This window comes from Nonomuraea sp. PA05, from assembly GCF_008086045.1.
Taxonomy (GTDB): Bacteria; Actinomycetota; Actinomycetes; order Streptosporangiales; family Streptosporangiaceae; genus Nonomuraea; species Nonomuraea monospora.
In genome coordinates, this window is sequence record NZ_VSEY01000010.1 from 104,098 (window position 1) to 128,460 (window position 24,363).

At 71.2% G+C, this 24,363-nt stretch carries 23 protein-coding genes; 13 read left to right on the plus strand and 10 right to left on the minus strand.

All coding sequences use genetic code 11. The features are described 5' to 3' along the window. Positions 1–44 precede the first annotated feature (44 nt). The 3 genes from FXF51_RS17725 (at position 45) to FXF51_RS17735 (ending at position 3,421) form a co-directional block, all read left to right on the plus strand. A complete protein-coding gene (locus tag FXF51_RS17725; protein WP_148435583.1) occupies positions 45–902 on the plus strand; it encodes an ABC transporter substrate-binding protein in 858 nt (285 codons plus the stop codon). Then, positions 899–1,927: a LacI family DNA-binding transcriptional regulator gene (locus tag FXF51_RS17730; RefSeq protein ID WP_148435584.1), complete on the plus strand. Its 1,029-nt coding sequence runs from the start codon at positions 899–901 to the stop codon at positions 1,925–1,927. The genes FXF51_RS17725 and FXF51_RS17730 overlap by 4 nt, the downstream gene beginning before the upstream one ends. Positions 1,928–2,017: 90 nt before the next feature. Further along, a complete protein-coding gene (locus FXF51_RS17735; protein WP_262379602.1) occupies positions 2,018–3,421 on the plus strand; it encodes a multicopper oxidase family protein in 1,404 nt (467 codons plus the stop codon). Position 3,422: 1 nt separating this feature from the next. Here FXF51_RS17735 and fmdA read toward each other — a convergent pair whose 3' ends face one another. Together fmdA and FXF51_RS17745 are read right to left on the minus strand one after the other, a co-directional pair. Then, positions 3,423–4,670: a formamidase gene (gene fmdA / locus FXF51_RS17740; protein ID WP_148435586.1), complete on the minus strand. Its 1,248-nt coding sequence runs from the start codon at positions 4,668–4,670 to the stop codon at positions 3,423–3,425. Between the two features lie 22 nt (positions 4,671–4,692). Beyond that, positions 4,693–4,965 carry an FmdB family zinc ribbon protein gene (locus tag FXF51_RS17745; RefSeq protein WP_148435587.1) on the minus strand — a complete coding sequence of 91 codons (273 nt, stop codon included), beginning with the start codon at positions 4,963–4,965 and terminating at the stop codon, positions 4,693–4,695. Between the two features lie 98 nt (positions 4,966–5,063). On the opposite strand from FXF51_RS17745, the gene FXF51_RS17750 reads away from it, so the two are divergent. The 7 genes from FXF51_RS17750 to FXF51_RS17780 all read left to right on the plus strand — a co-directional run bounded on the left by FXF51_RS17750 (position 5,064) and on the right by FXF51_RS17780 (position 12,570). Further along, a complete protein-coding gene (locus FXF51_RS17750; RefSeq protein WP_148435588.1) occupies positions 5,064–5,780 on the plus strand; it encodes a TetR/AcrR family transcriptional regulator in 717 nt (238 codons plus the stop codon). A gap of 297 nt (positions 5,781–6,077) precedes the next feature. Beyond that, on the plus strand, positions 6,078–7,481 hold the full coding sequence (locus tag FXF51_RS17755) for an APC family permease (RefSeq protein WP_262379603.1): 1,404 nt from the start codon (positions 6,078–6,080) through the stop codon (positions 7,479–7,481). Further along, the gene (locus FXF51_RS17760; protein ID WP_148435590.1) at positions 7,481–8,029 is read left to right on the plus strand and encodes a GOLPH3/VPS74 family protein; all 549 of its coding nucleotides are present in this window, start codon (positions 7,481–7,483) and stop codon (positions 8,027–8,029) included. The genes FXF51_RS17755 and FXF51_RS17760 overlap by 1 nt, the downstream gene beginning before the upstream one ends. Positions 8,030–8,141: 112 nt before the next feature. Next, positions 8,142–9,395, plus strand: a complete 1,254-nt coding sequence (locus FXF51_RS17765; protein ID WP_187414421.1) for a lamin tail domain-containing protein — start codon at positions 8,142–8,144, stop codon at positions 9,393–9,395. Positions 9,396–9,587: 192 nt separating this feature from the next. Beyond that, positions 9,588–10,457, plus strand: a complete 870-nt coding sequence (locus FXF51_RS17770) for a hypothetical protein (protein ID WP_148435591.1) — start codon at positions 9,588–9,590, stop codon at positions 10,455–10,457. Between the two features lie 60 nt (positions 10,458–10,517). Further along, positions 10,518–11,111: a hypothetical protein gene (locus FXF51_RS17775; protein WP_148435592.1), complete on the plus strand. Its 594-nt coding sequence runs from the start codon at positions 10,518–10,520 to the stop codon at positions 11,109–11,111. A gap of 127 nt (positions 11,112–11,238) precedes the next feature. Then, positions 11,239–12,570 (plus strand): glycoside hydrolase family 30 protein, encoded by a 1,332-nt coding sequence (locus tag FXF51_RS17780; protein ID WP_148435593.1) that lies wholly within the window; start codon positions 11,239–11,241, stop codon positions 12,568–12,570. A 53-nt stretch (positions 12,571–12,623) separates the two neighbouring features. On the opposite strand, the gene FXF51_RS17785 is transcribed toward FXF51_RS17780, so the two are convergent. From FXF51_RS17785 to FXF51_RS17800, 4 genes are all read right to left on the minus strand, one after another. After that, positions 12,624–13,439: a carbohydrate ABC transporter permease gene (locus FXF51_RS17785; RefSeq protein ID WP_148435594.1), complete on the minus strand. Its 816-nt coding sequence runs from the start codon at positions 13,437–13,439 to the stop codon at positions 12,624–12,626. Continuing rightward, on the minus strand, positions 13,432–14,334 hold the full coding sequence (locus FXF51_RS17790; RefSeq protein WP_262379604.1) for a carbohydrate ABC transporter permease: 903 nt from the start codon (positions 14,332–14,334) through the stop codon (positions 13,432–13,434). The genes FXF51_RS17785 and FXF51_RS17790 overlap by 8 nt, the downstream gene beginning before the upstream one ends. Positions 14,335–14,348: 14 nt before the next feature. Continuing rightward, complete coding sequence (locus tag FXF51_RS17795; protein WP_222871335.1) at positions 14,349–15,563, minus strand: ABC transporter substrate-binding protein; 1,215 nt, start codon at positions 15,561–15,563, stop codon at positions 14,349–14,351. 120 nt (positions 15,564–15,683) lie between these two features. After that, a complete protein-coding gene (locus FXF51_RS17800; RefSeq protein WP_148435597.1) occupies positions 15,684–16,802 on the minus strand; it encodes an ROK family transcriptional regulator in 1,119 nt (372 codons plus the stop codon). 73 nt (positions 16,803–16,875) lie between these two features. Between FXF51_RS17800 and FXF51_RS17805 the strand changes: the two genes are divergently transcribed. After that, a complete protein-coding gene (locus FXF51_RS17805; RefSeq protein WP_148435598.1) occupies positions 16,876–18,123 on the plus strand; it encodes a Gfo/Idh/MocA family protein in 1,248 nt (415 codons plus the stop codon). A gap of 98 nt (positions 18,124–18,221) precedes the next feature. On the opposite strand, the gene FXF51_RS17810 is transcribed toward FXF51_RS17805, so the two are convergent. Further along, positions 18,222–18,812: a TetR/AcrR family transcriptional regulator gene (locus FXF51_RS17810; RefSeq protein ID WP_148435599.1), complete on the minus strand. Its 591-nt coding sequence runs from the start codon at positions 18,810–18,812 to the stop codon at positions 18,222–18,224. Positions 18,813–18,880: 68 nt separating this feature from the next. Here FXF51_RS17810 and FXF51_RS17815 point away from each other — a divergent pair, with 68 nt between their 5' ends. Continuing rightward, positions 18,881–19,663, plus strand: a complete 783-nt coding sequence (locus tag FXF51_RS17815; protein ID WP_148435600.1) for an alpha/beta hydrolase family protein — start codon at positions 18,881–18,883, stop codon at positions 19,661–19,663. Here the strand turns inward: FXF51_RS17815 and FXF51_RS17820 are convergent. The 3 genes from FXF51_RS17820 to FXF51_RS17830 all read right to left on the minus strand — a co-directional run bounded on the left by FXF51_RS17820 (position 19,645) and on the right by FXF51_RS17830 (position 23,063). Then, positions 19,645–20,748 carry a 5-methyltetrahydropteroyltriglutamate--homocysteine S-methyltransferase gene (locus FXF51_RS17820; RefSeq protein ID WP_148435601.1) on the minus strand — a complete coding sequence of 368 codons (1,104 nt, stop codon included), beginning with the start codon at positions 20,746–20,748 and terminating at the stop codon, positions 19,645–19,647. The two genes, FXF51_RS17815 and FXF51_RS17820, sit on opposite strands and share 19 nt — an antisense overlap. 6 nt (positions 20,749–20,754) lie before the next feature. Next, complete coding sequence (locus tag FXF51_RS17825; protein ID WP_262379605.1) at positions 20,755–22,182, minus strand: acyl-CoA synthetase; 1,428 nt, start codon at positions 22,180–22,182, stop codon at positions 20,755–20,757. An 89-nt stretch (positions 22,183–22,271) separates the two neighbouring features. Beyond that, positions 22,272–23,063, minus strand: coding sequence for a PaaX family transcriptional regulator C-terminal domain-containing protein (locus FXF51_RS17830; RefSeq protein ID WP_262379606.1), 792 nt, complete (start codon positions 23,061–23,063; stop codon positions 22,272–22,274). A gap of 102 nt (positions 23,064–23,165) precedes the next feature. On the opposite strand from FXF51_RS17830, the gene FXF51_RS17835 reads away from it, so the two are divergent. Then, positions 23,166–24,359 carry an ABC transporter substrate-binding protein gene (locus FXF51_RS17835; protein ID WP_148435604.1) on the plus strand — a complete coding sequence of 398 codons (1,194 nt, stop codon included), beginning with the start codon at positions 23,166–23,168 and terminating at the stop codon, positions 24,357–24,359. Positions 24,360–24,363 lie beyond the last annotated feature (4 nt).

Sequence of the window (24,363 nt, forward strand, 5' to 3'; positions counted from 1 at the left end):
ACGTGACTTCGGTGCAAACGAGTGCAGCCTCCGGGGAGGGACCCATGGCGGGTGAGCCGTTGACGGTGGGCGTCTTCAGCCCGAGCGTGCTGCTGCGCACCGGGCGGCGGCTCGGGCTCGTCGATCCCGGCGTGCGCGAGCAGCCCGTCGCCTCCTCGCCCGCCCAGTTCGCCGCCCTGCTCGACGGGACGCTCGACGCCGCCCTGACCAGCCCGGACAACGTCATCGCGCACCGGTTCGCGCGGGCCGACCCGCTCGACGTGCGCATCGTCTCGGCCGTGGACCGGGGGCTCGGGCTGGCGCTCTACGCCCGCCCCGGGCTGGCGTCGGTGGCGGAGCTGAAGGGGCAGGCGGCAGGGGTGGACGTGCCCGGCTCGGGGTTCGCGTTCGCGCTCTACGCGGCGATGGAGGCGGTCGGGCTGGCGCGCGGCGACTACCGCACGGTCGCGCTCGGGTCCACGCCGCGCCGTCTGGACGCGCTGCTGGGCGGGAGGTGCGCGGCGACCATGCTGAACGCGGGATCGGAGCTGCGGGCCGAGGACGCGGGGGCGGTGCGGGTGGCGGGGGCGCCGCGCCCGTACCTCGGGACCGTGTTGTGTGCCCTGGAGATCGGAGGTGGCGTGCGGGCGCTCGCGGGCGCGTTGTCCGCGACGGCGCGGGCGATCCTGGCGGGCGACGCCGACACCATCGTCATGGAGGAGGCCATGGCGGCGATGCACCTCCCGCACCCCACCGCCACCCGGTACCTCGACCGGCTCAAGCACCCCGACGAGGGCCTGATCGCCGACGGCCGCGCCGACACGGCGGCACTGTCCACGGTCCTCGCCCTCCGCCGCCGCTACGGCACCGCCCCGTCCGGCGACCTGATCGCCCAGGGCCTCCTCGACCGGGGTGCCCGATGACCCAGCCGAACCCCGCCCCCACCCTCCGCGACGTCGCCGAGGCCGCCGGCGTCCACACGGCCACGGCCTCCCGCGCGCTCAACCCGAAGACCCGCCAGCAGATCAGCGCCGAGACCGCCCGCCGCGTGATGCGCGCCGCCCAGGCCCTCGGCTACCAGCCCAACTCGGTGGCCCGCAGCCTCAAGACCTCCCGCACGGCCACGGTCGGCCTGGTCATCCCCGACCTGACGAACCCGCTGTTCCCGCCGATCGTGCGGGGCGTGGAGAGCGTGCTGGAGTCCGGCGGCTACAACGTCTGGATCGTCAACACCGACAACGACGCGGAACGCGAGCGCGCCAAGATCGAGTCGCTCCGCTCCCGGCAGGTCGAGGGCCTCATCGTCGCCACCGCCCGCCTGGCGCACCCGCTGCTGGAGCAGCTCCACGAGCAGGGCGTCCGGATGGTGCTGATCAACCGCCAGGTCGAGCACCTCAGCCTCCCCGCCGTCACCGGCGACGACGCCACCGGCGTGACTGCCGCCGTCCGCCACCTCGCCGCCCTCGGCCACACCAGGATCGCCCACCTGTCGGGCCCCCTGAGCACCTCCACCGGCCGGGTGCGCGCCCAGGCGTTCCGCCACGCCGTCCGCGACCTGGGCCTGCCGGGCGACCTGGTGGCGGAGTGCGCGCACTGGAGCGAGAGCGACGGCGCCGCCGCGCTGCGCGCCCTGCTGTCGCGGGGCGCCGCGTTCACGGCCGTCGTGGCGGGAAACGACCTGATCGCGCTCGGCTGCTACGACGTGTTCGCCGAGCGCGGCCTGTCCTGCCCGGGGGACGTGAGCGTGATCGGCTTCAACGACATGCCGTTCCTGGACAAGCTGCGCCCGCCGCTCACCACGGTCGCGGTGCCGCACCACGAGCTGGGCGCGGAGGCGGCCCGCATGCTCCTGGACTGCATCGACGACCCGGGACGTCCGGCGCGCACGCTGCTGCTGCCGGTGTCGCTGGTCGTGCGCGGCTCCACCGCCCCGCCAGGAGCCGGTTGATCTTCAGCGTGGCGCGGCGCAATCTTGATCACTCTCAGTTACCTTGCCAGGTGAATGGGGGGATCGGCAGTGAATGGTTCGTATCGGGGCTTGTCCCGCAGGTTGTTCATGACCGGCATGTTCGCCGCGCTGGGCAGCGCGGCCCCCGTGGCGGCGGGCGCCGTGACGGGCCGCCCGCACCGGGGCGCCGTGCTGCGGGCCAGGCCCGCGAAGGTCTCGATCGGCCGGCGCACCGTCTCCACCTGGGCCTACGACGGCCGGTTGCCCGGCCCGCGCATCGAGGCGACGGCCGGCGGGCTGGTGCGGGCCAGGCTGGTCAACGACCTGCCCGCGGAGACCACCGTGCACTGGCACGGCATCAGGCTGGACCACCGGATGGACGGCGCCCCCGGCTACACGCAGCGGCCGGTGCGGCCGGGCGGCATGTTCGACTACGTGTTCACCGTGCCCGACCCGGGCACGTACTTCTATCACTCGCACGTCGGCATGCAGAACGACCGCGGCCTGTACGGGCCGCTGATCGTGGCCGATCCGCACGAGCCGCTCGGGTACGACGAGGAGTTCACGGTCGTGCTCGACGACTGGCTCGACGGCGTGATCGGCACCCCCGACGACGCGCTGCGGCGGTTGAACGCCAGTACCGCGCACGACGACACGTTGCGCAGCACCGCGCTGGGCGGGGTCGTGGGTGAGTTGCGGCATCCGTACCATCTGGTGAACGGCAGGGCGGCGGACGCGCCGGAGGTGTTCGCCAGCAAGCCGGGGCGGCTCGTCAGGTTCCGGGTGATCAACGCGGCGGCCGACACGGCGTTCCGGGTGGCGCTGGGCGGCCACCGGATGGCGGTGACGCACACCGACGGGTTCCCGTGCGCGCCGGTCGCCGTGGACACGTTCCTCATCGGCATGGGCGAGCGGTACGACTTCCTCGTCCGGCTGGATGAGGGGGCGTTCCCGCTGGTGGCGGAGGCGGAGGGGAAGGGGGCGCGGGCGTTCGCGATCGTGCGCACCTCCCACCGGGCTGCGGCGCCCGGCAGCGACGTGCGGCTGCGGGAGCTGACGCAGCGGATGCTGAGGTACGCGGACCTGAAGGCGCGGCAGCAGGACATGCTGCCGCGCCCGTCGAGGAGCGTCACGGTGACGCTCGGCATGCGGCCGTCCGGCAACGAGTGGACGCTCAACGACCGGCTGGCCGCCGACCCGATGCGCCTGCGGGTGGAGCGCGGCGAGACGATCAGGATCGTGCTGGACAACCAGTCGCCCATGTGGCACCCGATGCACCTGCACGGCCACACCTTCCAGGTGCGCACGTCGTCGGGGCCGCAGGGACCGCGCAAGGACACCGTGAACATCCTGCCGCGCGAGCGGCTGAACATCGACGTGCGGGCCGACAATCCCGGCGAGTGGATGTTCCACTGCCACAACCTCTACCACCAGGAGCAGGGGATGATGGGCACGCTCGGGTACGGGCCTGAGACCCGGAAGATGAAGCACTGAGTCAGGTGCTGACCGCGCACGAACCGCGGTCGGCGCGGCGCGGCCCCTGCGCGGTGGGGCGGATGTCGAAGTCGAAGATGGCGGTGGGCAGGTAGAGCGTGCAGCAGGCGTTCGGGATGTCCACCACGCCGCTCACCCGTCCCTCGACGGGGGCGGCGCTGATCAGCAGGTACGCCTGCTCACCGCTGTAGCCGAACTTCTTGAGGTACTCGATCGCGTTCAGGCACGCGTTGCGGTAGGCGATGGTCGCGTCGTTGTAGAGGTTCGTGTCGGTGTCGTGGTCCACGGAGATGCCGATGAACGACAGGAACTCGGTGTAGCGCGGCTCGACGTTGCCCGGCATGAAGATCGGGTTGGTGGTGACGCCGTACTTCTCCATGCCGCCCTTGATGAGGTCCACGTGGAAGTCCACGAACCCGCCCATCTCGATGGCGCCGCAGAAGCTGATCTCGCCGTCGCCCTGGCTGAAGTGCAGGTCGCCGCCCGACAGCAGGGCGCCGGGCACGTGGACCGGGTAGAAGACGCGGGCGCCGCGGGTGAAGTTCTTGATGTCGTGGTTGCCGCCGTTCTCCCTGGCGGGGACGGTACGGGCGCCCTCCCTGCCGACCCGTTCCAGCTCGGGGCCCTTGAGGGTGCCGGCCAGCACGCCCTGCTGCAGCGGCGGCAGCGCCAGCGGCGGGACCCTGCCCGGGTCGGTGTCGATGAGCGCCTGCTCCCTGGCGTTCCAGCGGGCGAGCAGCCCGGCGGAGGGCGCGGTGCCGAACAGGCCGGGGTGGGTGATGCCGGTGAAGCGCACGCCCGGGATGTGGCGGGAGGTGGCCTGCTGGCCGTGGAAGTCCCAGACCGCCTTGTACGCGTGCGGGAAGTGGTCGGTCAGGAACCCGCCACCGTTCTCCCTGGCGAAGATCCCGGTGTACCCCCAGCCCTCGCCGGGCGCGGCGCCGGTCGACTGGGGCACGGGGCCGAGGTCGAGGATGTCGAGGACGAGCAGGTCGCCCGGCTCTGCGCCCTCAACGGCGATGGGGCCGCTGAGCATGTGGCAGACCGACAGGTCCACGTCGCGCACGTCGTTCGCGGAGTCGTTGTCGCCGATCTGCCCGTCGGTCCACTCCCTGCACTCGACGCGGAACTCCGAGCCTGGCCGCACGGTGGCGGCGGCCGGGATGTCGGGGTGCCAGCGGTTGTGCCCGGGGACGAGCTGGGCGGCCATGGACAGGGTCTGGTCGACGCTGAAGACGACTTCCGGCATGGGACGGCCCTCCTTGGGGCGGTCATGGGCGGGGCAGACCCGCCCAGCGGGGGTCGGGCGGCGGCTTGGGCGCGGCGGGCGCACGCTGCACCACCTGGGGTTCGTGAGCGCTCGCCTCCTGCGCCCGCCGCGCGCGGGCTTCGGCGGCGGGGGTGCGGGCCAGCAGCGGCGGCGTGTAGCGGCGGGGGGCCGGCTCGCCGCAGGCGGCGCACGGCTCGGCGGGCTCCGCGGTGCCGATGGGCCTGCGCACCTCGAACGGGCCGCAGCCGGCGCAGTGGTAGGCGTACGTTGCCACGGGGGCGTCACCTCCGTACAAGGAATCTAGTTCGCGGGACGGCCCGGTCAAGGGCCATGTCCGCTGTACGCAGCTAGCGCACGGTGTACTCTGAGGGCATGGCCGACGACGACAAGCAGATCCCCTCGGTGTGGGCGCGCCCGCGCAAGGAGCGCCAGCAGCCGCTGCTCACCCGCGAGAGCATCGTGGCGGAGGCGGTGCGCCTGCTCGACGAGGAGGGCGCCGACAACCTCAGCATGCGCCGCCTGGGCAGCAGGCTCGGCGCCGGCGCCACCTCGCTCTACCGGCACGTGGCCAACAAGGACGAGCTGCTGGAGCTGGCGCTCGACGCCGTCTACGGCGAGCTGCCGCTGCCCGTCACGGGCGAGTGGCGGACGACCGTGACCGAGGTGGCCCGCGCCATGCGCGCCACGATCCTGCGCCACCCGTGGCTGGCCGCCAAGCTCGGCGAGGCGGGGCTGGCCTACCTGGGGCCCAACATGCTGCGGCAGAGCGAGTTCATGCTCGGGGTCATGGAGGACGCCGGCTTCCCCCTGGACGAGGCCGATCAGGCGGTGACCACGGTGACCGCGTTCGTGGTGGGCATCTCGACGAGTGAGGCGGCCTGGCTGTCCATGGTCGCGCGCAGCGGGCAGAGCGAGGAGGAGGTGGCCGAGAAGCTGTGGCCCGCGGCCGAGCAGGCCGTGCGCGACTATCCGCGCCTGCGCGCCCGCTACGCCGCGCAGAAGGGCGGCGACACCTCGGGCGACAACCAGGGCTCTTTCGAGTACGGGCTCCAGCGCGTCCTCGACGGGCTCCAGGCCCGGCTCGGCTGAGCGCCCCGGTGCGCGCCGGCGGGTCAGCCGCTCATTCCGCCGCCTGCCGCGCGACTCGATCCGCTCCAGGATCGTGAGGTCGGCGAGCCCGCCCGCCCTGAGCGTGCGGTCAAGCAGCTCCGGGTTGACCAGCGGCTTGCCCTTGCGCGTGTGGCCGAGCAGCGCGATCTCCTCGGAAACGAGCAGGTCCATGCCCCCGCACCGGCAGCTCGGCCGCTCTTGCGAGGCGGCCCCGGGCTACGAAAGGATCTCGGGATCGAACCCCCCGCCCCTGCATGACGACTGGAGAGGCCTGTCGTGCGCACACAACAGAACATCGAGCAGTTCGGTTACCGGCAGGAGTTACGTCGCGGGGTCGGGCAGACCGACCTCGTGTTCTATGGCCTGGCGTTCATGGTGCCCATCGCGCCCTTCGCGATCTTCGGCACCGTCTATGCGCAGTCCGGCGGCATGCCGGTCCTGGCGTACCTCATCGGGATGATCGCGCTGCTGTTCACCGCCGCGTCCTACGCGCAGATGGTTAAGGCGTTCCCCCTTTCCGGCTCGGTCTACAACTACGCCGGGCGCGGCATCGCCCCGGCGGTCGGGTTCATGACCGGGTGGATGATCCTGCTGGACTACATCCTCGTCCCCTGCCTGCTCTACCTGGTGGCCTCCGTCGCCATGAACGCGAGCGTGCCGGCCGTGCCCGTGTGGGCCTGGCTGATCGGCTTCGTGGCGGTCAACACGGTGATCAACCTGCGCGGCATCCGGATGACGGTCAAGCTCACCCGGATCATGATCGTGTTCGAGCTGGTGGTGCTGGCGCTGTTCCTCCTGATCGGCCTGTGGGCGCTGCTCCAGGGCGCGGGCAGCGGCTTCAGCCTCTCCCCGCTGTTCGACGCGGACGCCTTCTCCTGGCCGGTGATCTTCGCGGCGGTGTCGGTGGCCGTCCTGTCGTTCCTCGGCTTCGACGGGATCAGCATGCTGGTGGAGGAGTCCACCGGCGGCTCCGCGCAGGTGGGCAGGGCCATGCGGATGGCGCTGCTGCTGGCGGGCGTGCTGTTCATCGTGCAGGTGTGGGTGGCCGCCCTGCTCGTGCCCGACCCGGCCGGGCTGCTGGCGCAACCCAGCGACACGGCCTTCTACGACGCGGCGGCCGTGGCGGGGGGCGAGTGGCTGCGGCACGTCACCTCGTTCGCCACCGCGCTGTCGTGGGGGCTGGCCAACACGATGGTCGCGCAGGTGGCGGTCTCGCGGCTGCTGTACGCGATGGCGCGCGACAGGCAGCTTCCGTCGTTCCTGGCCAAGGTGTCGGTCAGGCACTCCGTGCCGGCCAACGCGATCATGCTGGTCTGCCTGCTGTCGGTGGGCGTCGGCATCTGGATGTCCACCCGCGACGACGGCGTCACCCTGCTCTCCACGCTGATCAACATCGGCGCCATGGTGGCGTTCATCGTCCTGCACGTGTCGGTCATCGTGCACTACTCGCTGCGCAACGGCTCGAACAAGGTGTGGTCGCATCTGGTCGCGCCGCTGGTCGGGGCCGGGATCCTGGTGTTCGTGGTGATCAACGCGAACGTGCTCGCGCAGGTGCTCGGCCTCGTCTGGCTCGGCCTCGGCGGCGTGGTGCTGATCACCTTGTACGCGCTCGGCCGCCCCCCGACGCTCAAGACCATGGCCGGCGCGCCCGGACAGCTTGAGCGGAGCGTCCCCGACTGATGGACCGGCTGCCGCTCCACCACGACCTGTACCTGATCGCTCACGACCCGGCGGGCAGGCCGCTCGTCCACCAGTCGTCGCTGGCCCTCGGGCTGGCCGGCGCCGCCCTGCTCGACCTGCTGCTCGCCGGCCGTCCCGTCCCCGCCGACCCCAGGGCCGAGCTGAAACAGGCGGTGGCGGACGGGTTCTACGACCGCACCCGCGAGGGCCTGCTCGACTCGGGGGTGCTCGTCCGGGTGAGCAAACGGCGCATGGGGGTGCTGCCGTACACGCGTTACGAGCTCGCGGACATCGCCTCGGTCGTGCGGGCCTCCTCGGGGGTGCGCTCGGCGGTCGAGGGCTGGAAACCGCCGGACGCGCGCTGCGCCGGGCTGTGCGGCCTGGTGGCGGTGCTGCGGCTGGAGCCGGAGCTCTACCTCGACCAGCCGTCGGGCCAGCTGGTCTCCCGGCTGCGGGAGATCGCCGCGGCGGCTGGCCCGCTGGTCGCGGAGCTGGTGGAGATCGTGGACACGCTGGTCGCCGAGGCGGCGATCGCCGTGTATCGCTGATCCGCCGGTCGCCGTGTATCGGTGACCGGCTTCATGGACGATGCCCCTTATGCGAGTTACGCTCCGCTGGCTACCAGTCGGGGGACTTCACCAGCTCGCATGGGGGGATTCCATGAGCTACACCCTGTTACGCGGCAGCTTCGTGATCCGGTACCCGGACCTGCCCCGTCAGGGGCCCGAGCCCGACGGCGACACCGTCAAGTTCCTGCCCGACTCGCCCGCCCTGGTCGAGGCGCTGCCGCGGCGCTCCGGCCGGCCGCCGAACATCAACGCCCGCGGCGTCTCCGTACGGCTGGAGGCCATCGACGCGCTGGAGACCCACTTCGCGGAGACCCACCAGGAGCTCGACGGGGCGAACGCGGCCCGCGACGAGCTGCTGCGCCTGCTCGGCTTCACCGGCGTGCGCTTCTGGGAGGACCTGCCGAACAAGGTGCGCGCCGCCGACCAGGACTCCATCCGCGGCCACGTGCTCACCAACGGCGTCGACGCCAACGGGCGGCTGATCGCCTTCGTCTTCGCGGGCGACCACCAGGGGGCGGACGGGACCACCGTGTTCCTGGACGGGCCGCTGGTGGATCGTTCCGCCAACGCGCGGCTGCTGGCCGCCGGGCTGGTCTACCCGGCCTTCTACGCCACGCTGCCCGCCGAGCTGCGCACGCATCTGGCCGAGGTGTCGCAGGCGGCCCGGCGCAAGGCCATCGGCATCTGGCCCCGCTCGACGGCCGACCCGAACGGCGCCGCCACCGTGAGGGACCTGAACGGGCTGGAACGGCTGGTGATCTGGCCGAAGCTGTTCCGGCGCGTCGTGCCGTACCTGGCGGCGGGGTTCCCCGACTTCGACGGCTTCGACGCGTGGCTGCGCGCGGACCCGGTCAACCGGGACGACGAGCTGTTCCTCATCCCCAAGCTCGAACGCGGCAACCTGCACGACGTCGTCAGAGGGTCGGGGCAGCAGATCCAGCTCACCATGTGGCCGGAGGACTTCATCATCAGCCCGGACCCGGCGCCGCCCGGCACCCCGGTCAAGCCGCCGCTCGTCGCCGCCGGGGACGTGATCATCGTGGCCGCCCTGCCCGACCCGGTCGGCGCCGATCGCGGCAACGAGACCGTCACGCTGCTGAACCGCACGTCAGGGACGCTCGACCTCGGCGGCTGGGCCCTGACAGACGCGGCCGGCGGGCGCAAGCCCCTGACCGGCGGCATCGACGGCGGCGCCGCGCTGCGGGTGACGCTGGACTCCGCGGTGCAGCTCGGCAACCAGGGGGACACGATCATCCTGGTGGACGATGAGGGGGCGACGATCGATCAGGTGACGTACAAGGCGGAGCAGGTGAAGGCGGGCCGCACGATCTGCTTCGGCCGCTGAGCCGTTCGGGACGGGCCGTCAGGAGCCCGGCGGTCCGTCCCTTTCATGTCGAGCGAGAGCATTTCAGCAGCGGACGCCATCGGCGCACGCTGTTTCCCATAGTCTCGTCCTGACCGGGAAAGCGCGAAACAATCCACAAGACGGGCAAACAGCAATTTGCCCTCTTTTCTTGGGATATTCCGGGAGGGCGCCGTGGCCTACCAACCGGGTTCGAGCCGCTTCTGCCAGCGCTGCGGATCGCACGTCGGCACCCTGGCCCAGTGCCCGCGCTGCCGTGCCGAGCAGGGGCCGCAGGAGCAGCCGACCGCGTCCTTCTCCACCGGCCCCGAGCCCGCGCGGCTGCGGAGCCGGCCGCCGGCGTGGCGGCGCGCACCGGTCCTGATCAGCCTGGCCGTGGCCGTGCTCGCGTTCGTCCTGACCTGGTGGTTCGTGACCGCCAACCCGTCGCAGCCGATCCAGAACACCGGCGCGGGCCAGGGCGTCGCCCCCAGCAGCCCCGAGACCAGCCCGGAGAGCAGCCCGGAGAGCAGCCCGGAGAGCAGCCCGGAGAGCAGCACTGAGGACGCGCTCGAGAGCCCTCCGACCAGCAGCACCCCGACCGGCCGTTCCTCGGGGCGGGCGGCCAGGCAGCAGGCCGAGCGGCTGGACGAGCTGTTGTCGAGCAGCAACGAAGCCCGCTCCAGCCTCTCCGACGCCATCGCCGCCGCCACCCGGTGCGACCCCGGCGGCGTCCAGGCCATCCGCGACATCACCACCAGCCGCCGCGACCAGCTCGCCACCGCTCAGACACTCGGCGTGGACGCGCTGAGGGGCGGGGCCCGGCTCAAGGACGCCCTGGTGGACGCGCTCGACGCCTCCCACGACGCCGACTCCGCGTTCCTGGCCTGGGCCGGGCGGCACGTGGCGGGCGGCTGCGAGGCGCCGGTGGAGGGCGACCGCGACTACCGGCGGGGCCTGGACAGGTCGGAGGCGGCGCAGGAGGCGAAAACGCGTTTCGCGGCGGCGTGGCGTCCGATCGCGGAGACGTACGACCTCACGGTCTGGAAACCCGACCAGATTTGATCTCGCGCCATTTCCCGCGACCGGACAATATGGTTCAGTCGGCGAAACGAAGGAGTAAGCATGTTCATGTTCATGCCGCGCTCTCTGTTCAGGCTGGCGGTCGGCGCGGCGGCGGGTTACCTGCTCGCAGTCCGCCCGTGGCACCTGCGGTGGGGTGCCGACGACCGTGAGGTCCACGCGGACATGCCCGGCGACGACCTCGTCGCGCAGCCGCAGTACCAGGCCACCCGGGCGATCACCGTCGAGGCGCCCCCGGCCGCCGTCTGGGCCTGGCTGGTCCAGCTCGGCGGCGGTTACCAGCCCGACTCCCCGCCGCGCCCCGCGACGAGCGGGCACGAGGAGCCGCCCGCGCAGGAGCCGCAGGATCTCAAGGTCGGTGACACCATGCGGGGCGGGCCCGGGTTCGTGGTGGAGCAGATCGAGCCGCCGCAGACCCTGGTGATGGCGGTGCGCGGCGAGGACGCCACCACCACCTGCTCCGTCTCGCTGCGCGGCACCGAGGACGGCAGGACCCGGATGATCTTCCGGGTGCGCATCCGCGCGCAGCCGGGCGTGCGCGGCACCACGTACCTGGCGATGCAGGACGTCGGCGACTTCCTCACGGTGCGCCGCCAGATGCTGACCATCAAGGAGCGCGCCGAGTCCGCCCGCTGACCGATCAACACGAGCGCCCCCGGGGCTACGGGGGCGCTCGTGGTTGACGGGGGCACCCTTGGGCGCTTACGGTCTCGGCGATCGACGAAATATATCGTCACGTATCCGAAACTTTCGGAGGCGCGCCATGTTGCGAGGACTCGTCGCGATCAGCCTGCTCGGCTTACCGGCGGTGCATCCGGCACATCCCGCCGACCCCCCGGCCATCACTGTGAACGAGCGCGTCCGGCACCAGGAGATCGACGGCTTCGGCGTCTCCCAGGCGTTCCGGCGCAACGAGCTGCTCGAAGCCCTCCCGGCGGACAAGCAGCGGGAGGTCCTCGACCTGTGGTTCGACCGGAGCAAGGGCGCCGGGCTGAGCATCCTGCGGCTCGGCATCGGCTCCTCCCCCACCGGCAGCCCGTACGACCACATGGTGTCGATCCAGCCCGACGACCCGGGCGGCCCCGACGCCCCGCCGAAGTATGTCTGGGACGGCGACGACAACAGCCAGGTCTGGGTGGCCAAGGAGGCCCAGAGGTACGGGGTGAAGCGCTTCTTCGCCGACGCCTGGAGCGCCCCCGGCTACATGAAGGACAACGGCGACGACAAGAACGGCGGCACGCTGCTGCCCGAGTGGCAGCGCGCCTACGCGAACTACCTGGTCGCCTACACGAAGTTCTACGCCAGGGAAGGCATCAGGATCACCGACCTCGGGTTCACGAACGAGCCCGACTGGACGGCCACGTACGCCTCCATGCGCTTCACCCCCGAGCAGGCCGCCGAGTTCGTCAAGGTGCTCGGGCCGATCGCCAGGAACACGCGGCTGGTCTGCTGCGACTCGTTCGGCTGGAACGAGGCCAAGGCGTACACGGCGGCGATCGAGGCCGACCCCGAGGCCCGCCGCTGGGTCAAGACGCACACCGGCCACACCTACGCCAGCCCCGTGGACGGCCCGCTGCCGACGGACAGGAAGACCTGGATGTCGGAGTGGAACCCCAACGGCACCACCTGGAACGAGGCCTGGGACGACGGCAGCGGCTACGACGGCTTCACGATCGCGCAGGCCGTGCACGACGCGCTCACCCTGGGCGAGGTCAGCGCCTACGTCTACTGGCTGGGCGGCTCGCGCGGCGCGACCAGGGCGCTGCTCCAGCTCGACGAGGTGGCCAGGGAGTACCACGTGTCGAAGCGGCTGTGGGCGCTGGCCGCCTACAGCAGGTTCATCCGGCCCGGGGCGGTCCGGGTGGAGGCGAGCGCGGCCGACCCGGCGCTGAAAGTTTCAGCGTTCCGCAACGCCGACGGCTCGCGCGTGGTCGTGGTGCTCAACACCGGCACCGCTCCCGTCACGTGGAAGGGCGTGCACGGCCGGGCGACCGCGTACGTCACCGACAACACCAACGACCTCACCCCGTCGGCCGTGACGGGCCGCACGGTGACGCTCCAGCCGCGGGCGCTCACCACCATCGTGATCAAGTGAGGCGTGATCAAGTAGGACGTTGGACCCGGCGAGAGGCGCAGCTCTCGCCGGGTTCAGCCCTTCGTCCCGGTGTGGGCGATGCCCTGGATGAACTGCCGCTGCAGGAAGACGAACACCGCGATCACCGGCAGCGAGGCGATCAGCGAGCCGGCCATCAGCACCGGATAGTCGGTCTGGTACTGCCCCTGGAGCGCGGCCAGCCCGGCCGACAGCGTCATCTTCTCCGGGTCGGTGTTGACCACCAGTGGCCAGAAGAGGTCGTTCCACGCCCACAGCAGCGTGAGCACGGCCAGCGCGACCAGCCCCGGCCTGGCCAGCGGCAGCATGATCGACCAGTAGATCCGCCACGGCCCCGCCCCGTCCAGCCGCGCCGCCTCCTCGATCTCACGCGGCAGCCCCAGGAAGAACTGCCGCAGCAGGAACACCCCGAACGCGCTGAACAACCCCGGCACGATGATCGCCTGGAGGCTGTTCAGCCAGCCCAGCGCGGACATGATCTGGTACTGCGGGATCACGAAGAGCTGCGGCGGCACCATGAGCACCGACAGGAACAGGCCGAACAGCAGGTTCCTGCCGGGGAAGCGGAGCCTGGCGAAGGCGTAGGCGGCCATCGAGCAGAACAGCACCTGCCCGGCCACCCGCCCCGCGGCCATCACCACGGTGTTGAGGAACTGCTCGCCGAACGGCAGCAGGTCGAAGACCTTCGCGTAGTTGTCCCAGCGGCCCTCGGGCAGGAACGTCGGCGGCACCGCGGTGGCGCTGCTCAGCGTCTTGAGCGAGGTGATGATCTGCCAGGCGAACGGCGCCACCATCAGCAGCGACGAGATGATCAGAACGGCGTGCACGCCCAGCGGGCGACGCTCAGACATAGTGCACCCACCTGCGCTGGAGCCGGAACTGCAGGATCGTCAGCACCGCGATGAGCAGCAGCAGCGCCATCACGATGGCGGCGGCGTAGCCGCGGTCGTTCGTCACGAACGCGCGCTCGTAGAAGAGCTGCACGACGGTCTGCAACCGCGTGTACGCCGGGTTGGCCCGCGCCGCCTGCCCGGAACCGGTCATCACGAAGACCAGGTCGAACAGTTGCAGCGAGCCGATCACCGAGACGATCGAGATGAAGAACGCGGTCGGCGACAACATCGGCAGCGTGATGCTGAAGAACTGGCGGACGCGGCCGGCCCCGTCCATGGACGCCGCCTCGTACAGCTCCTTGGGGATGGCCTGCATGCCGGCCAGGAAGATGATCAGGTTGTAGCCGACGCTGCTCCAGACGCCCACCACGATCAGCGCGTACAGGGCGGTGGCCGGATCGGCGATCCAGTTGGGGCCGTCGATGCCGGCGAGTGAGAGCACCTGGTTGATCAGGCCGTAGTCGCCGTTGTAGAGCCAGCGCCAGAGCATCGCGACCGCGACCGGCATGGTCACCACGGGCAGGAAGAACGCCGTGCGGTACAGCGTCACGCCGCCCAGCCCCGGCCGGTTGAGCAGCGCGGCGAACACGATCGCCAGCGGGATGCCGAGCAGGCCCAGCACGGTGTAGGTGAGCGTGTTGAGCACCGCCTGCCCCACCTCGGGGTCGCTGATCAGGCGGGTGTAGTTCGCCAGGCCCGTCCAGGTGTGCCCGCCGAACACGCCCCACTCCGTGAAGGAGAAGTAGGCGGTCTGCAGGACGGGCCACAGGTAGAAGACGGCCAGGCCGAGCCCGGTGGGGGCGATGAACGCGTACCCCCACAGGGCCTCGGTCCACGGTCTGCGGCTCGCCACGTGTTTGCTGCGTGTCATTCCTTGGCCAGCAGGTCGTTCATCGCCGTCGCGAGATCCGCGGCGGCCTTGTCGACCGGCACCTCACCGGTCCAGGCCTTGGTCAGGTGGGTGAGCTCGGCCTCCTGCCAGGCGGCGGTGTTCTTGGAGACGGGGTACGGCACCGCGTAGGCGACCGCGTCCAGGAACGTCTGCAGCTTCCACTCGGGGTGGGCCTTGACCCAGTCCTGCTGGGTGCCGTTGTAGGCCGGGATCGGGCCCTTCTTGCCGAGGATGTCGGCGGCCTGCTTGGAGCCGAGGAACTTGACGAACGCCGCAGCCTGGGCCGGGTGCTCGGTCTTGGCCGACACGACGTTGGCGACGCCGTGGATGATCGTGGCCTGCTTCTCGCCCTTGGGCAGCGGGGCCACGTCCACCTTGTCCTTGGTGTAGTCGTTCTTGCCGAACTCGGCCACGTTCCAGGACCCACCCCAGTACATCGCCAGTTTGCCGGCCTCGAAGAGCTGCAGCGGGGCGGTGTCGGTCATGGTCTTCAGGTCGGGCGACTGCTTGGCGGCGATGAGGTCGGTCCAGAACTTCAGGCCCGCGATCGTCTTGGGGTCGGCGTAACCGGACTGCTTGCCGTCCGGGGTGATCACGTGGCCGCCGGCCTGGTAGATCGTGTTGTACTGGTACTCCTGGAAGCTCGCGAGCTGCGCGCCGACCGCGTAGACGCCCTTCTCGGGGTCGGTGAGCTTGGCGGCTGCCGCGTTGAAGTCGGCCCAGGTCCAGTCGTCGGCCGGGTACTTCACCTTGGCGGCGTCGAAGAGCGTCTTGTTGTACCAGACGCCCACCGTGTCCATGTCCTTCGGCAGCCCGTACAGCTTGCCCTCGTAGGTGTAGAGGTCCACCAGGGCTTTGGGGTAGACGGACGTGTCGATCTGCTCCTCGATCGGCTGGATCACGCCGTTGGAGGCGTAGAGCTGGAAGTTGGGGCCGTTCATCCAGAAGACGTCGGGCGCCGCGCCGCCGCTGACCGCGGCCTTCATCTTCGTCCAGTAGTCGACCCAGGGGGTGAGCTGGACGTCCACGGTGATGCTCGGGTAGGTCTTGGTGAACTCCGCGGCCAGTTCCTGCATGACCGCCTGCTGGGTGGCGTCCCAGACGCCGTAGGACAGCTTCACCCTCTCCTCAGGCTGCGTGTCCGTGCCGGCCTGCTCACCGCCGCCGCACGCGGAGGCGAGCAGTGCCACGCAGAGGAGCGCCGCACCGCTCCGTGCCGACTTCCACATCTCCCGGTCCTCTCCTAGAACGTGGGAGTAATGATGGAGTCCAGGGAAATTGTTGGCAAGAGTGGGCGTGTTACAGAACCCTCACGGGCGGCTCACAAGGGGGGTCCGCCCGTCCAGGAGTCGTTCCTCGACGTCGTCGAGCGCCAGGCGGACGGCGCCGAGCACCACGGCCTCGTCGCCGAGCGCCGACATGCGCACCTCGGGCGTGCGGATGCACCAGCGGTCCAGCTCCCGCTTGAGCGGCTCGATCAGCACGTCGGCCGAGCGCGAGAAGCCGCCGCCGACCACGACCATCTGCGGGTCCAGCGTCAGGACCAGCGCGGACGCGCCGAGCGCGAGATCCTTGACGTACTTGCGCACCGCCGCGAGCGCGGCCTTGTCGCCCTCCCGCGCGGCGGCGAACACGTCGCCCGCCTCGCCGCCGAGGTGCTCCTGGGCGCGGATCCAGCCCAGCACCGGCAGCGCGCCGATCTCGCCGGACGCGTTGCCGAAGCCCCTGTGCAGCTTGCCGTCGATCACCAGGCCCGCGCCGGTACGCAGGCCGGCCAGCAGGAACACCATGTCCTTGGCGTACCGGGCCACGCCGCGCCAGCACTCGGCCAGGGCGGCGAGCTTGCTGTCGTTCTCGACCAGCACGGGGGCCGGGGCCAAGCGGCGCACGTGCGCGGCCAGGTCCACGCCGGTCCACTCGGGCAGCGCCTCCGACAGCATCACCTTGCCCGAGCCGTCGACCAGGCCCGTCGTGCCGACGCCCGAGGCCCACACGTCGTCACCGGTCAGCCCGGCGCCCGCCAGGGTCTCCCCGACGGCCCGGTCCACCGCCTCCAGGCGTTCGAGCCTGCCCATCTCCGGCGTGACGGGCACGCGGGCGGTGTGCTGCACGTTCCCGTCGAGGTCGGCGAGCACCGCGCGGATCTTGTGCCCGCCGATGTCGATGCCCAGCACCCGGCCCGCGTCGGCCCTGAACCGGTAGCGCCTGGCCGGGCGGCCCACCCCGCCCGCCGTGGCGCCCGCCTCCGCCACCCAGCCCTTCTGCAGCAGCTCGCGCACCACGTCCTCGGTGGAGGCCCGCGACAGGCCGGTGCGCTTGGCGACCTCGGTGAGGGTGAGCGACGGCTGGCCCTGGAGCACCTTGATCACGGCCAGCGCGTTGAGCTGACGCAGCCGCGACAGGTCGCCGCCGCTCATCTCCGCGGCCATCGCCACCCCTTGCTGTCCGCTTTCTCAGACCGAATAATGATGCTCTCCATGATATTTCTTCGGGGAAGGTTCCATGACTGAGGTGACTCTAGCCGTCGTCGGCGGGGGCCTGCGAGGGCTGACCTACGCGCGCCACGCGCACGCCACGGGCGCGGGACGGGTGGTGGCGGTGGCCGAGCCCGACCCGGTGCGGCGGGCCGCGTTCGAGGCGGAGTTCGGGATCCGGCCGGAGCGGGCGTACGACGACTGGAAGGCGCTGGCAGCGGCGGGACGGCTCGCGGACGCCGCGATCATCGCCACCCACGACCGGCTGCACACCGATCCCGCGGTCACGCTGGCCGACCTGGGTTACCACATTCTCCTGGAGAAGCCGATGGCGACGGACGAGGAGGAGTCCGTCATGATCGCCGACGCGGCCCGGCGCAACGGCATCATGCTGGCGGTCTGCCACGTGCTGCGGTACACGCCGTACACGCGGGTGGTCAAGGACCTGCTGGACGCGGGACGGATCGGGCGGCTCGTCAGCGTCCAGCACCTGGAGTCCGTCGGCTGGTGGCACCAGGCGCACTCCTTCGTCCGCGGCCACTGGCGCCGCCAGGACACCTCGGCGCCCATGCTGCTGGCCAAGGCGTGCCACGACATCGACTGGCTGGTCCACCTGTTCGGCCGGCCGCCCGTCCGCGTCTCGTCGTTCGGCTCCCTGTCGCACTTCCGCGCCTCGGAACGGCCCGCCGAGGCCGCCGACCGTTGCCTCGACTGCCCGCTGGAGCCGTCGTGCCCGTACTCGGCGCCGCGGCTCTACCTGGGCTGCCTCGGGGATCCCGAGAGCGAGTTCTGGCCGCTGTCGGCGGTCACGCCGGGGCGCACGGAGGAGGCGGTGCTCGACGCGCTGCGCACCGGGCCTTACGGGCGGTGCGTGTACGCGTGCGACAACGACGTGGTGGACCACCAGGAGGTGGTCATGGAGTTCGACGACGGGGCCACCTGCTCATTCACGATGAGCGCGTTCACCCCGCTGGAGCACCGGCGCACCCGGCTGTTCGGCACGCACGGCTACATCGACGGCGACGGGCTCAGCCTGCGGGTGGTGGACTTCCGCACGGGGGGCGAGGAGACCGTGCACACGCGGGACCTGGCGGGGCCTTCGGCGGCGGACGGGCACGGGGGCGGGGACGAAGGGCTGACGGACGCCTTCCTGGCCGCGGTCGCCTCGGGGGACTCGTCGTCGCTGCGGTCGGACGCGGCGGAGAGCCTGATGACGCACCGGGTCGTCTGGGCCGCCGAACGCGCCCGCCACACGGGCTCCGTGGTCACCCTCTGACCGCGCCACCTTGTAGACCTCGGCAGACTGCGGCGCCGTAGCGGGCTGAGGTCCTTCAGGGGAAGGGAAGGCAGGGACGGGCGCGGGACGCCGCGGGCTTACGCGGCGCGGGCCGCCGCGAGGAGGGCGAGCGCGGCCTGGCGGGCGAGCCGGGCCGCGTGCGGTGTGCCCGGGTGCTGGTCGGCGACGACCGTGCAGCCGGTCACCAGGACGAGCCACTGCCGGGCCAGTTCCCCGGGCTCGGCCACCCCCGCCCCGGCAGCGATGGACGTCAGCAGCCCCAGCCGCCGTTCGAGATGCCGCCCCGCCATGTCCAGCTCGGGCGCGTCATGATGCTGGGCGGCGGCGTTGAGCAGCGCGCACCCGCGAAACGCGGGCTCACCGTGCCACTCCGCCAGCGCGTCGAACAGGGCACCGAGCTGCTCGGCCGGATCCGCGCCCGCCGCCTCCACCGCAGCCGCCAGCCACCGCGTGACCCGCTCGCTACGCGCTTCGAGGACCGCCTCGATCAGCCCTTCCTTGGACCCGAAGTGCCGGTAGAGCGTCTCCTTCGACACCCCGACGGCCCGGCACAGCTCGGCCACCCCGACGCCGTCGAGCCCGCGTTCGTACAGGATCGGCGTGGCCGTGTCGATGATGGTGGAGCGGGTCCGCTCCGGGTCCTGGGTGGTTCCCTTCGGTACAGGCACCCCTAGATGGTACTCAGCGGTACGATCCCTGCTATCGTACCGATCGGTTCGATCTTAGGAGGATCATCATGCGAGCCGCCACCCCCGCCGTGACCTTCGAGAGCGGCGGCGTCCCCCTCGCGGGCCTGCTGCACCTGCCGTCCGGCCCAGGGCCGCACCCCGTCGTGCTGTTCCTGCAAGGCTTCCCCGGCAACGAGCGCAACCTGGACGTGGCCCAGGCGCTGCGGTCGGCCGGTTACGCCGCGATCGCCTTCCACTACCGCGGCTCCTGGGGCATGGGCGGCACCTGGTCGTGGGCGAACGTGCTGGAGGACGCCGCCGCCGTGGCCCGCGCCGTGCGCGCCGAGCCGTTCGCCTCGGCGCACCGGCTCGACCCCGGCAGGCTGGCGCTGTTCGGGCACAGCGCGGGCGGGTTCGCCGCGCTGATGACCGCCGCCGCAGACCCGTCCGTCTCGGCCGTCGTGTCGGTGGCGGGCTTCGACTTCGGCACGGTGGCCCGCTCGCTCGACGCCGAGAGCCGGGCCCGCTACGTCGAGGCGTTCGGCGAGGACCTGCTGCCGCTGCGCGGGACGAGCGGCGAGGCGCTGGTGGCGGAGATGGAACGGGCGGGTGAGCGGTGGAGCCTGCCCGGCCTGGCGCCCCGGCTCGCCGGGCGGCCGGTGCTGCTGATCGGCAGCCCCGACGACCCGGTATCACCGGCCGGGCTGCACCACCGGCCGCTGGTGCAGGCATACCAGGGGGCCGAGCAGCACGAGTGGCCCGCCGACCACGCGCTGTCCGAGCACCGGCAGCAGCTCACCGAGACCGTCCGGGGCTTCCTCGGCAGGGTGCTTCAGCCCCACACCTCCTGAGCCGTCTCGACGATCAGCCGGATCTTGGCGAACTGCTGCTCCTCCGTCAGCTCGTTGCCCTCCACCGTGGAGGAGAAGCCGCACTGCGGCGACAGGCAGAGCTGATCCAGGTCGACGAACTTGGCCGCCTCGTCGATGCGCCGCTTGAGCGCGTCCTTCGACTCCAGCTCGCCCCGCTTGGTCGTGACCAGCCCGAGCACCACCATCTTCCCCGGCGGCACGAACCGCAGCGGCTCGAAGCCGCCCGACCGCTCGTCGTCGAACTCCAGGAAGAACCCGTCCACCTTCAGCTCGTTGAACAGCGCCTCGGCCACGAAGTCGTAGCCTCCCGAGGCGACCCAGGAGGAGCGGAAGTTGCCCCGGCACATGTGCGTGGTGATCGTCATGCCCGCCGGTTTGGCGGCGAGCGCGGCGTTGATCTGCTTGATGTAGCGCAGGTGCAGGTGCTCGGCGTCGTCGCCGCGCTCGGCCATCTCCGCGCGCTGCGACGGGTCGTTCAGGTAGGCCAGGCTGGTGTCGTCGAACTGCAGGTAGGTGCAGCCCAGCGCGCCGATCCTGCGCACCTGCTCGGCGTAGGCGGCGCTCAGGTCGCGCCAGAACTCCTCCACGTCCGGGTACACCTGCGGGTCGATGGCGGCGGGGCCGCCCCGGTAGTGGACCATGCTGGGCGACGGGATGGTCAGCTTGGGCACGACCCCGCCGGAGACGGTCTCGCGCAGGAACGTGAAGTCGTCGGCGAAGATCGGCTCGCTCAGCCGGATCCGGTCGTGCACGCGCAGCGCCGCGGGGGTGTATTCGAGGTCGCCCGCCGCGTTGTGGAAGCGGACCGTGATGTGCTCGTCGGCGGCCTGGCCGATGCCTTGGAGCCGGTAGATGAAGTCCATGTGCCAGGAGGCCCGGCGGAACTCGCCGTCGGTGGCGCTCTGCAATCCCGCGTCCCGCTGTTTGCGCACCACGTCCCTGATCGCCGCGTCCTCGGCCTCGCGCAGCGCCTCACCTGTGAGGTTCTCGCGGGCGCGCAGCAGCTCGGCAGGGCGGAGCAGGCTGCCGACGTGGTCGGCGCGGAACGGCGGTGAGGTACGCATGGTGGGTCATCCCTTTCCGTAGAGCTTTCTCAGCGGGGCCTTGAGGAGCTTGCCCGCCGCGTTCTTAGGCAGTTCGGCCACGAATTGCAGATATTTCGGCACTTTGTAGCGGGCCAGGCGGCCGTCGAGGTGCTTCAGCAACTCGTCGGACGCGACCGCCGTGCCGGGCCGGAGCACGATCAGGGCCTTGCCCACCTCGCCCCATCGCTCGTCGGGCACGCCGATCACCGCGCACTCGGCGACCGCGGCGTGCTCGTACAGGACGCTCTCCACCTCGGCGGGATAGATGTTCTCCCCGCCGGAGATGATCATGTCCTTGACGCGGTCGGAGATGCGCACGTACCCGTCCTCGTCGGCGACCCCGACGTCACCCGAGCGGAACCACCCGTCGGCCGACAGGACCTCGGCGCTCTCCTCCGGGCGCCGCCAGTAGCCGGGCATCACGTTGGGGCCCTGCACGTACAGCTCGCCGGGCTCGCCGGGGGCGGCGGGCGAGCCGTCGGAGGCGACGAGCCGCACGTCCGAGAAGAAGCACGGCACCCCCGCGGTGCCGGCCTTGGCGGCGGAGCGGTCGGCGCCGAGGAACAGCGCGCCCGGCGCGGTCTCCGTCATGCCGTACCCCTGCATGAACGTCAGCCCGCGCTGGAGGTAGGCCTGGATCAGCGGCTCGGGCACCGGCGCTCCCCCGCACAGCAGGTGCCGCAGGCTCGACAGGTCGGCGCCCGCCCAGCGCGGCGAGGCCGCGAGGAACTGGAACATCGTCGGCACCCCGGCGATCAGCGTCACCCGCTCCGCCTCGATCAGGTCGAAGGTGCGCTCCACGTCGAACCCCGGCTCCAGGATGGCCCGCCCGCCCTTGAGCACCGTCGGGATCAGCGCCTGCCCCATCGCCGCGATGTGGAACAGCGGCGCGCCGATCAGCGCCACCTCGTCGTGCCCGAGCGGCACGTCCACGAGCAGGTTGACGGTGTTCCAGGTGAGGTTGCCGTGGGTGAGCATGGCGCCCTTGGGCCTGCCCGTGGTGCCCGAGGTGTACATGATCAGGCACACGTCGTCCTGGCTCACCGGCTCGTCGATCGGCTCGGGCGAGCCGGACGCGATCAGCGCCTCGTAGCCGTCGGCCCGCAACTGCCGTCCGGGCAGCCCCTCGCCGTCCCGCTCCTCGCCCAGCACGAGCAGGGCGGGCTCGGCGTCGTCCAGGATGTGACGCAGCTCCGGCCCGGCCAGCCGGGTGTTGAGCGGCACGAACACGGCCCCCAGCAGGCCCGCCGCGAAGAGCGTCTCCACCATCGCGGGCTGGTTGGCCCCGAGGAACGCGACCCGGTCGCCGCGCCGCACGCCGAGCGCGGACGCCAGCCTGTTCACGCGTTCACGCAGGTCACGGTAGGTGTAGTGATGTCCCTTGTACGACAGCGCGACCCTGTCGGGCGTCATGCGTGCCCTGCGTGCCGGCCACGAGCCAATCCCCTGATTACGCATTCGGCGACTCCCGGACCCCAAGTTAGGCCACTATGCGATTGCTGTCACCGTTCTGCCCAACTTTCGTCGGGAACGGTGTCGAGCAGCCCGGCGACGATCCGCTCCGCCTGCGGTCTGAACCGCTCGTGCAGCGTGTGGCATACCCGCTGTGCCTTCTCGGCGGGCCAGTCGTGCGGCAGGTACCGCAGCGGCAGCCGCGGGTCGGTCCTGATGAGCTGCAGCCAGCCGGTGAGCAGCATCAGCGATCGCGCCAGGTCGTCGGGCGCCTCGGGGGCGGGGTCGGCCCGGTCCCAGCGGCTCAGGAACCTCCGATACCGCTCGCCCAGCCCGGCCAGGTCGTAGGCCTCACCGACCAGGGTCTGCATGTCGGTGGGCCGGCGCGGCTCGGCGGCGAACACCTTGACGCCGGCGCCCAGGTCCTCGATCACGCCCGTGGCGTCCACCTCGCCTGGAGCGATCCACAGCCCGTTCTGCAACGGCCCGAACCCCGCCCACACCAGCCGCGAGCGCAGCTCGTGGCGTTGCCGCTGCCACGACTCGGGCAGCGAGAAGCCGATCAGCGTCCACCTGTCCTCGTCGGCGTCGTTGACCACGCCGCTGTGCCACAGGCGGCGCTCGCCGTCCTTGAGCACCTCCACGCTGGTCGGGGTGAGCCCGAAGAACATGCGCCGGCCCGAGCGCTGGCGGCGCAGCAGCCCGCGGCGCACCATCCGGGTCAGCGTCGAGCGGGTGGCCTCCTCCGAGATGCCCACCTTGCCGAAGGCCTCGATGAAGCTCCGCGAGGAAACGCAGACTCCGCGCCCGTATACGTGATCCCCGAGGAAGGTGAGAATCACCGATTGAGGCCTCATAACAGCTTGTCTCCGGATATTAGGCACTCTATTGACAGCCGTAATGTACCTGCCTACTTTTGGGGCCACCCGGCCCAGGAGGTCCTGATGCGCAGGTTTCTTCCATCCCTGGTCTGCCTGTTGCTGGCCGCGACGGCGTGCGGCGGAGGCGGGGGCGGGTCGAGCGGCGGTCAGTCGGACCCCATCAAGGTGGGCCTCATCGTCTCCCTCACCGGCAACTACACGCCGCTCGGCAGCGAGGACAAGAAGGCCGTAGAGCTGGCCGTCGAGCAGGTCAACGCGCAGGGCGGCCTGCTGGGCCGCAAGGTCGAGCTGGTCGCGCGGGACGACAAGACCGCCCCCGACCAGGGCATCGTGGCCTACAACCAGATCAAGGGCGAGATCGACGCGCTGATCGGCCCGGTGTTCTCCAACTCGGCGCTGGCCGTCGAGCCGCTCGCGCAGCGCGACAAGATGCCCTACCTGTCGCTGGCCCCCGCGCAGGAGCAGGTCGAGCCGATCAAGTCCTACATCTTCGTCACCCCCGCCCTGTCCAGCATGTACGCCGAGCGCTACCTGCAGTACATCCAGGCCGAGGGCATCAAGACGATCGCCGTGGCCTGGGACTCCAAGAGCGCCTACTCGGTCTCCGGCCACAAGTCCATGGTCGCGCTGGCCCCCAAGTACGGCGTGACGATCGCCGTGGACGAGCCCTACGAGACCACCACCTCCGACTTCAGCCCCGTGTTCACCCACGTGCGCGAGTCCAAGGCCGAGGCGCTGGTGTTCTGGGGCTCGGGCGCGCCCGGCGTGACGGCCGCCAAGCAGTACGCCGCCTCGGGCCTCAAGACGCCGCTGTTCCTGACCGCCTCGCAGGCCAGCAAGCTGTGGCTGGAGCCGATGGGCGCCCAGGCCGAGGGCATGACCGTGCAGAGCGCGATCGGCGTGGTCGGCGACCACCTGCCCGACGGCAAGCAGAAGCAGGTCATCGACCAGATGGCGACGCCGTACGAGCAGAAGCACGGCTACCCGCCGCCGCAGTTCGCCCAGGACGGCTACAGCGCCTCGCTGCTGCTGTTCGAGGCGATCAGGAAGGCGAACAGCACCGACAAGACCAAGGTCCAGCAGGCCCTGGAGTCCATGGACCTGATCACCCCGAACGGCCGCTTCCGCTACTCCGCCACCGACCACTCCGGGCTGTCGCCCGAGTTCATCTCGGTCAACACGGTGCAGAACGGCCAGTTCGTCCCCACCCCATGGGCCAAGGAGCAGCTCACCAAGACCGTCAACGCGCAGGGGTAGGGGC

Bases quoted from the DNA above. Each gene is read 5' to 3' on its own strand.
- FXF51_RS17775 (WP_148435592.1), top strand. From the start codon at position 10,518: ATGTTCATGTTCATGCCGCGCTCTCTGTTCAGGCTGGCGGTCGGCGCG.
- FXF51_RS17800 (WP_148435597.1), bottom strand. From the start codon at position 16,802: ATGGCCGCGGAGATGAGCGGCGGCGACCTGTCGCGGCTGCGTCAGCTC.
- FXF51_RS17835 (WP_148435604.1), top strand. From the start codon at position 23,166: ATGCGCAGGTTTCTTCCATCCCTGGTCTGCCTGTTGCTGGCCGCGACG.
- FXF51_RS17820 (WP_148435601.1), bottom strand. From the start codon at position 20,748: ATGCGTACCTCACCGCCGTTCCGCGCCGACCACGTCGGCAGCCTGCTC.
- FXF51_RS17805 (WP_148435598.1), top strand. From the start codon at position 16,876: ATGACTGAGGTGACTCTAGCCGTCGTCGGCGGGGGCCTGCGAGGGCTG.
- FXF51_RS17825 (WP_262379605.1), bottom strand. From the start codon at position 22,182: ATGACGCCCGACAGGGTCGCGCTGTCGTACAAGGGACATCACTACACC.
- FXF51_RS17815 (WP_148435600.1), top strand. From the start codon at position 18,881: ATGCGAGCCGCCACCCCCGCCGTGACCTTCGAGAGCGGCGGCGTCCCC.
- fmdA (WP_148435586.1), bottom strand. From the start codon at position 4,670: ATGCCGGAAGTCGTCTTCAGCGTCGACCAGACCCTGTCCATGGCCGCC.
- FXF51_RS17785 (WP_148435594.1), bottom strand. From the start codon at position 13,439: ATGTCTGAGCGTCGCCCGCTGGGCGTGCACGCCGTTCTGATCATCTCG.
- FXF51_RS17765 (WP_187414421.1), top strand. From the start codon at position 8,142: ATGAGCTACACCCTGTTACGCGGCAGCTTCGTGATCCGGTACCCGGAC.
- FXF51_RS17780 (WP_148435593.1), top strand. From the start codon at position 11,239: ATGTTGCGAGGACTCGTCGCGATCAGCCTGCTCGGCTTACCGGCGGTG.
- FXF51_RS17750 (WP_148435588.1), top strand. From the start codon at position 5,064: ATGGCCGACGACGACAAGCAGATCCCCTCGGTGTGGGCGCGCCCGCGC.
- FXF51_RS17760 (WP_148435590.1), top strand. From the start codon at position 7,481: ATGGACCGGCTGCCGCTCCACCACGACCTGTACCTGATCGCTCACGAC.
- FXF51_RS17725 (WP_148435583.1), top strand. From the start codon at position 45: ATGGCGGGTGAGCCGTTGACGGTGGGCGTCTTCAGCCCGAGCGTGCTG.
- FXF51_RS17730 (WP_148435584.1), top strand. From the start codon at position 899: ATGACCCAGCCGAACCCCGCCCCCACCCTCCGCGACGTCGCCGAGGCC.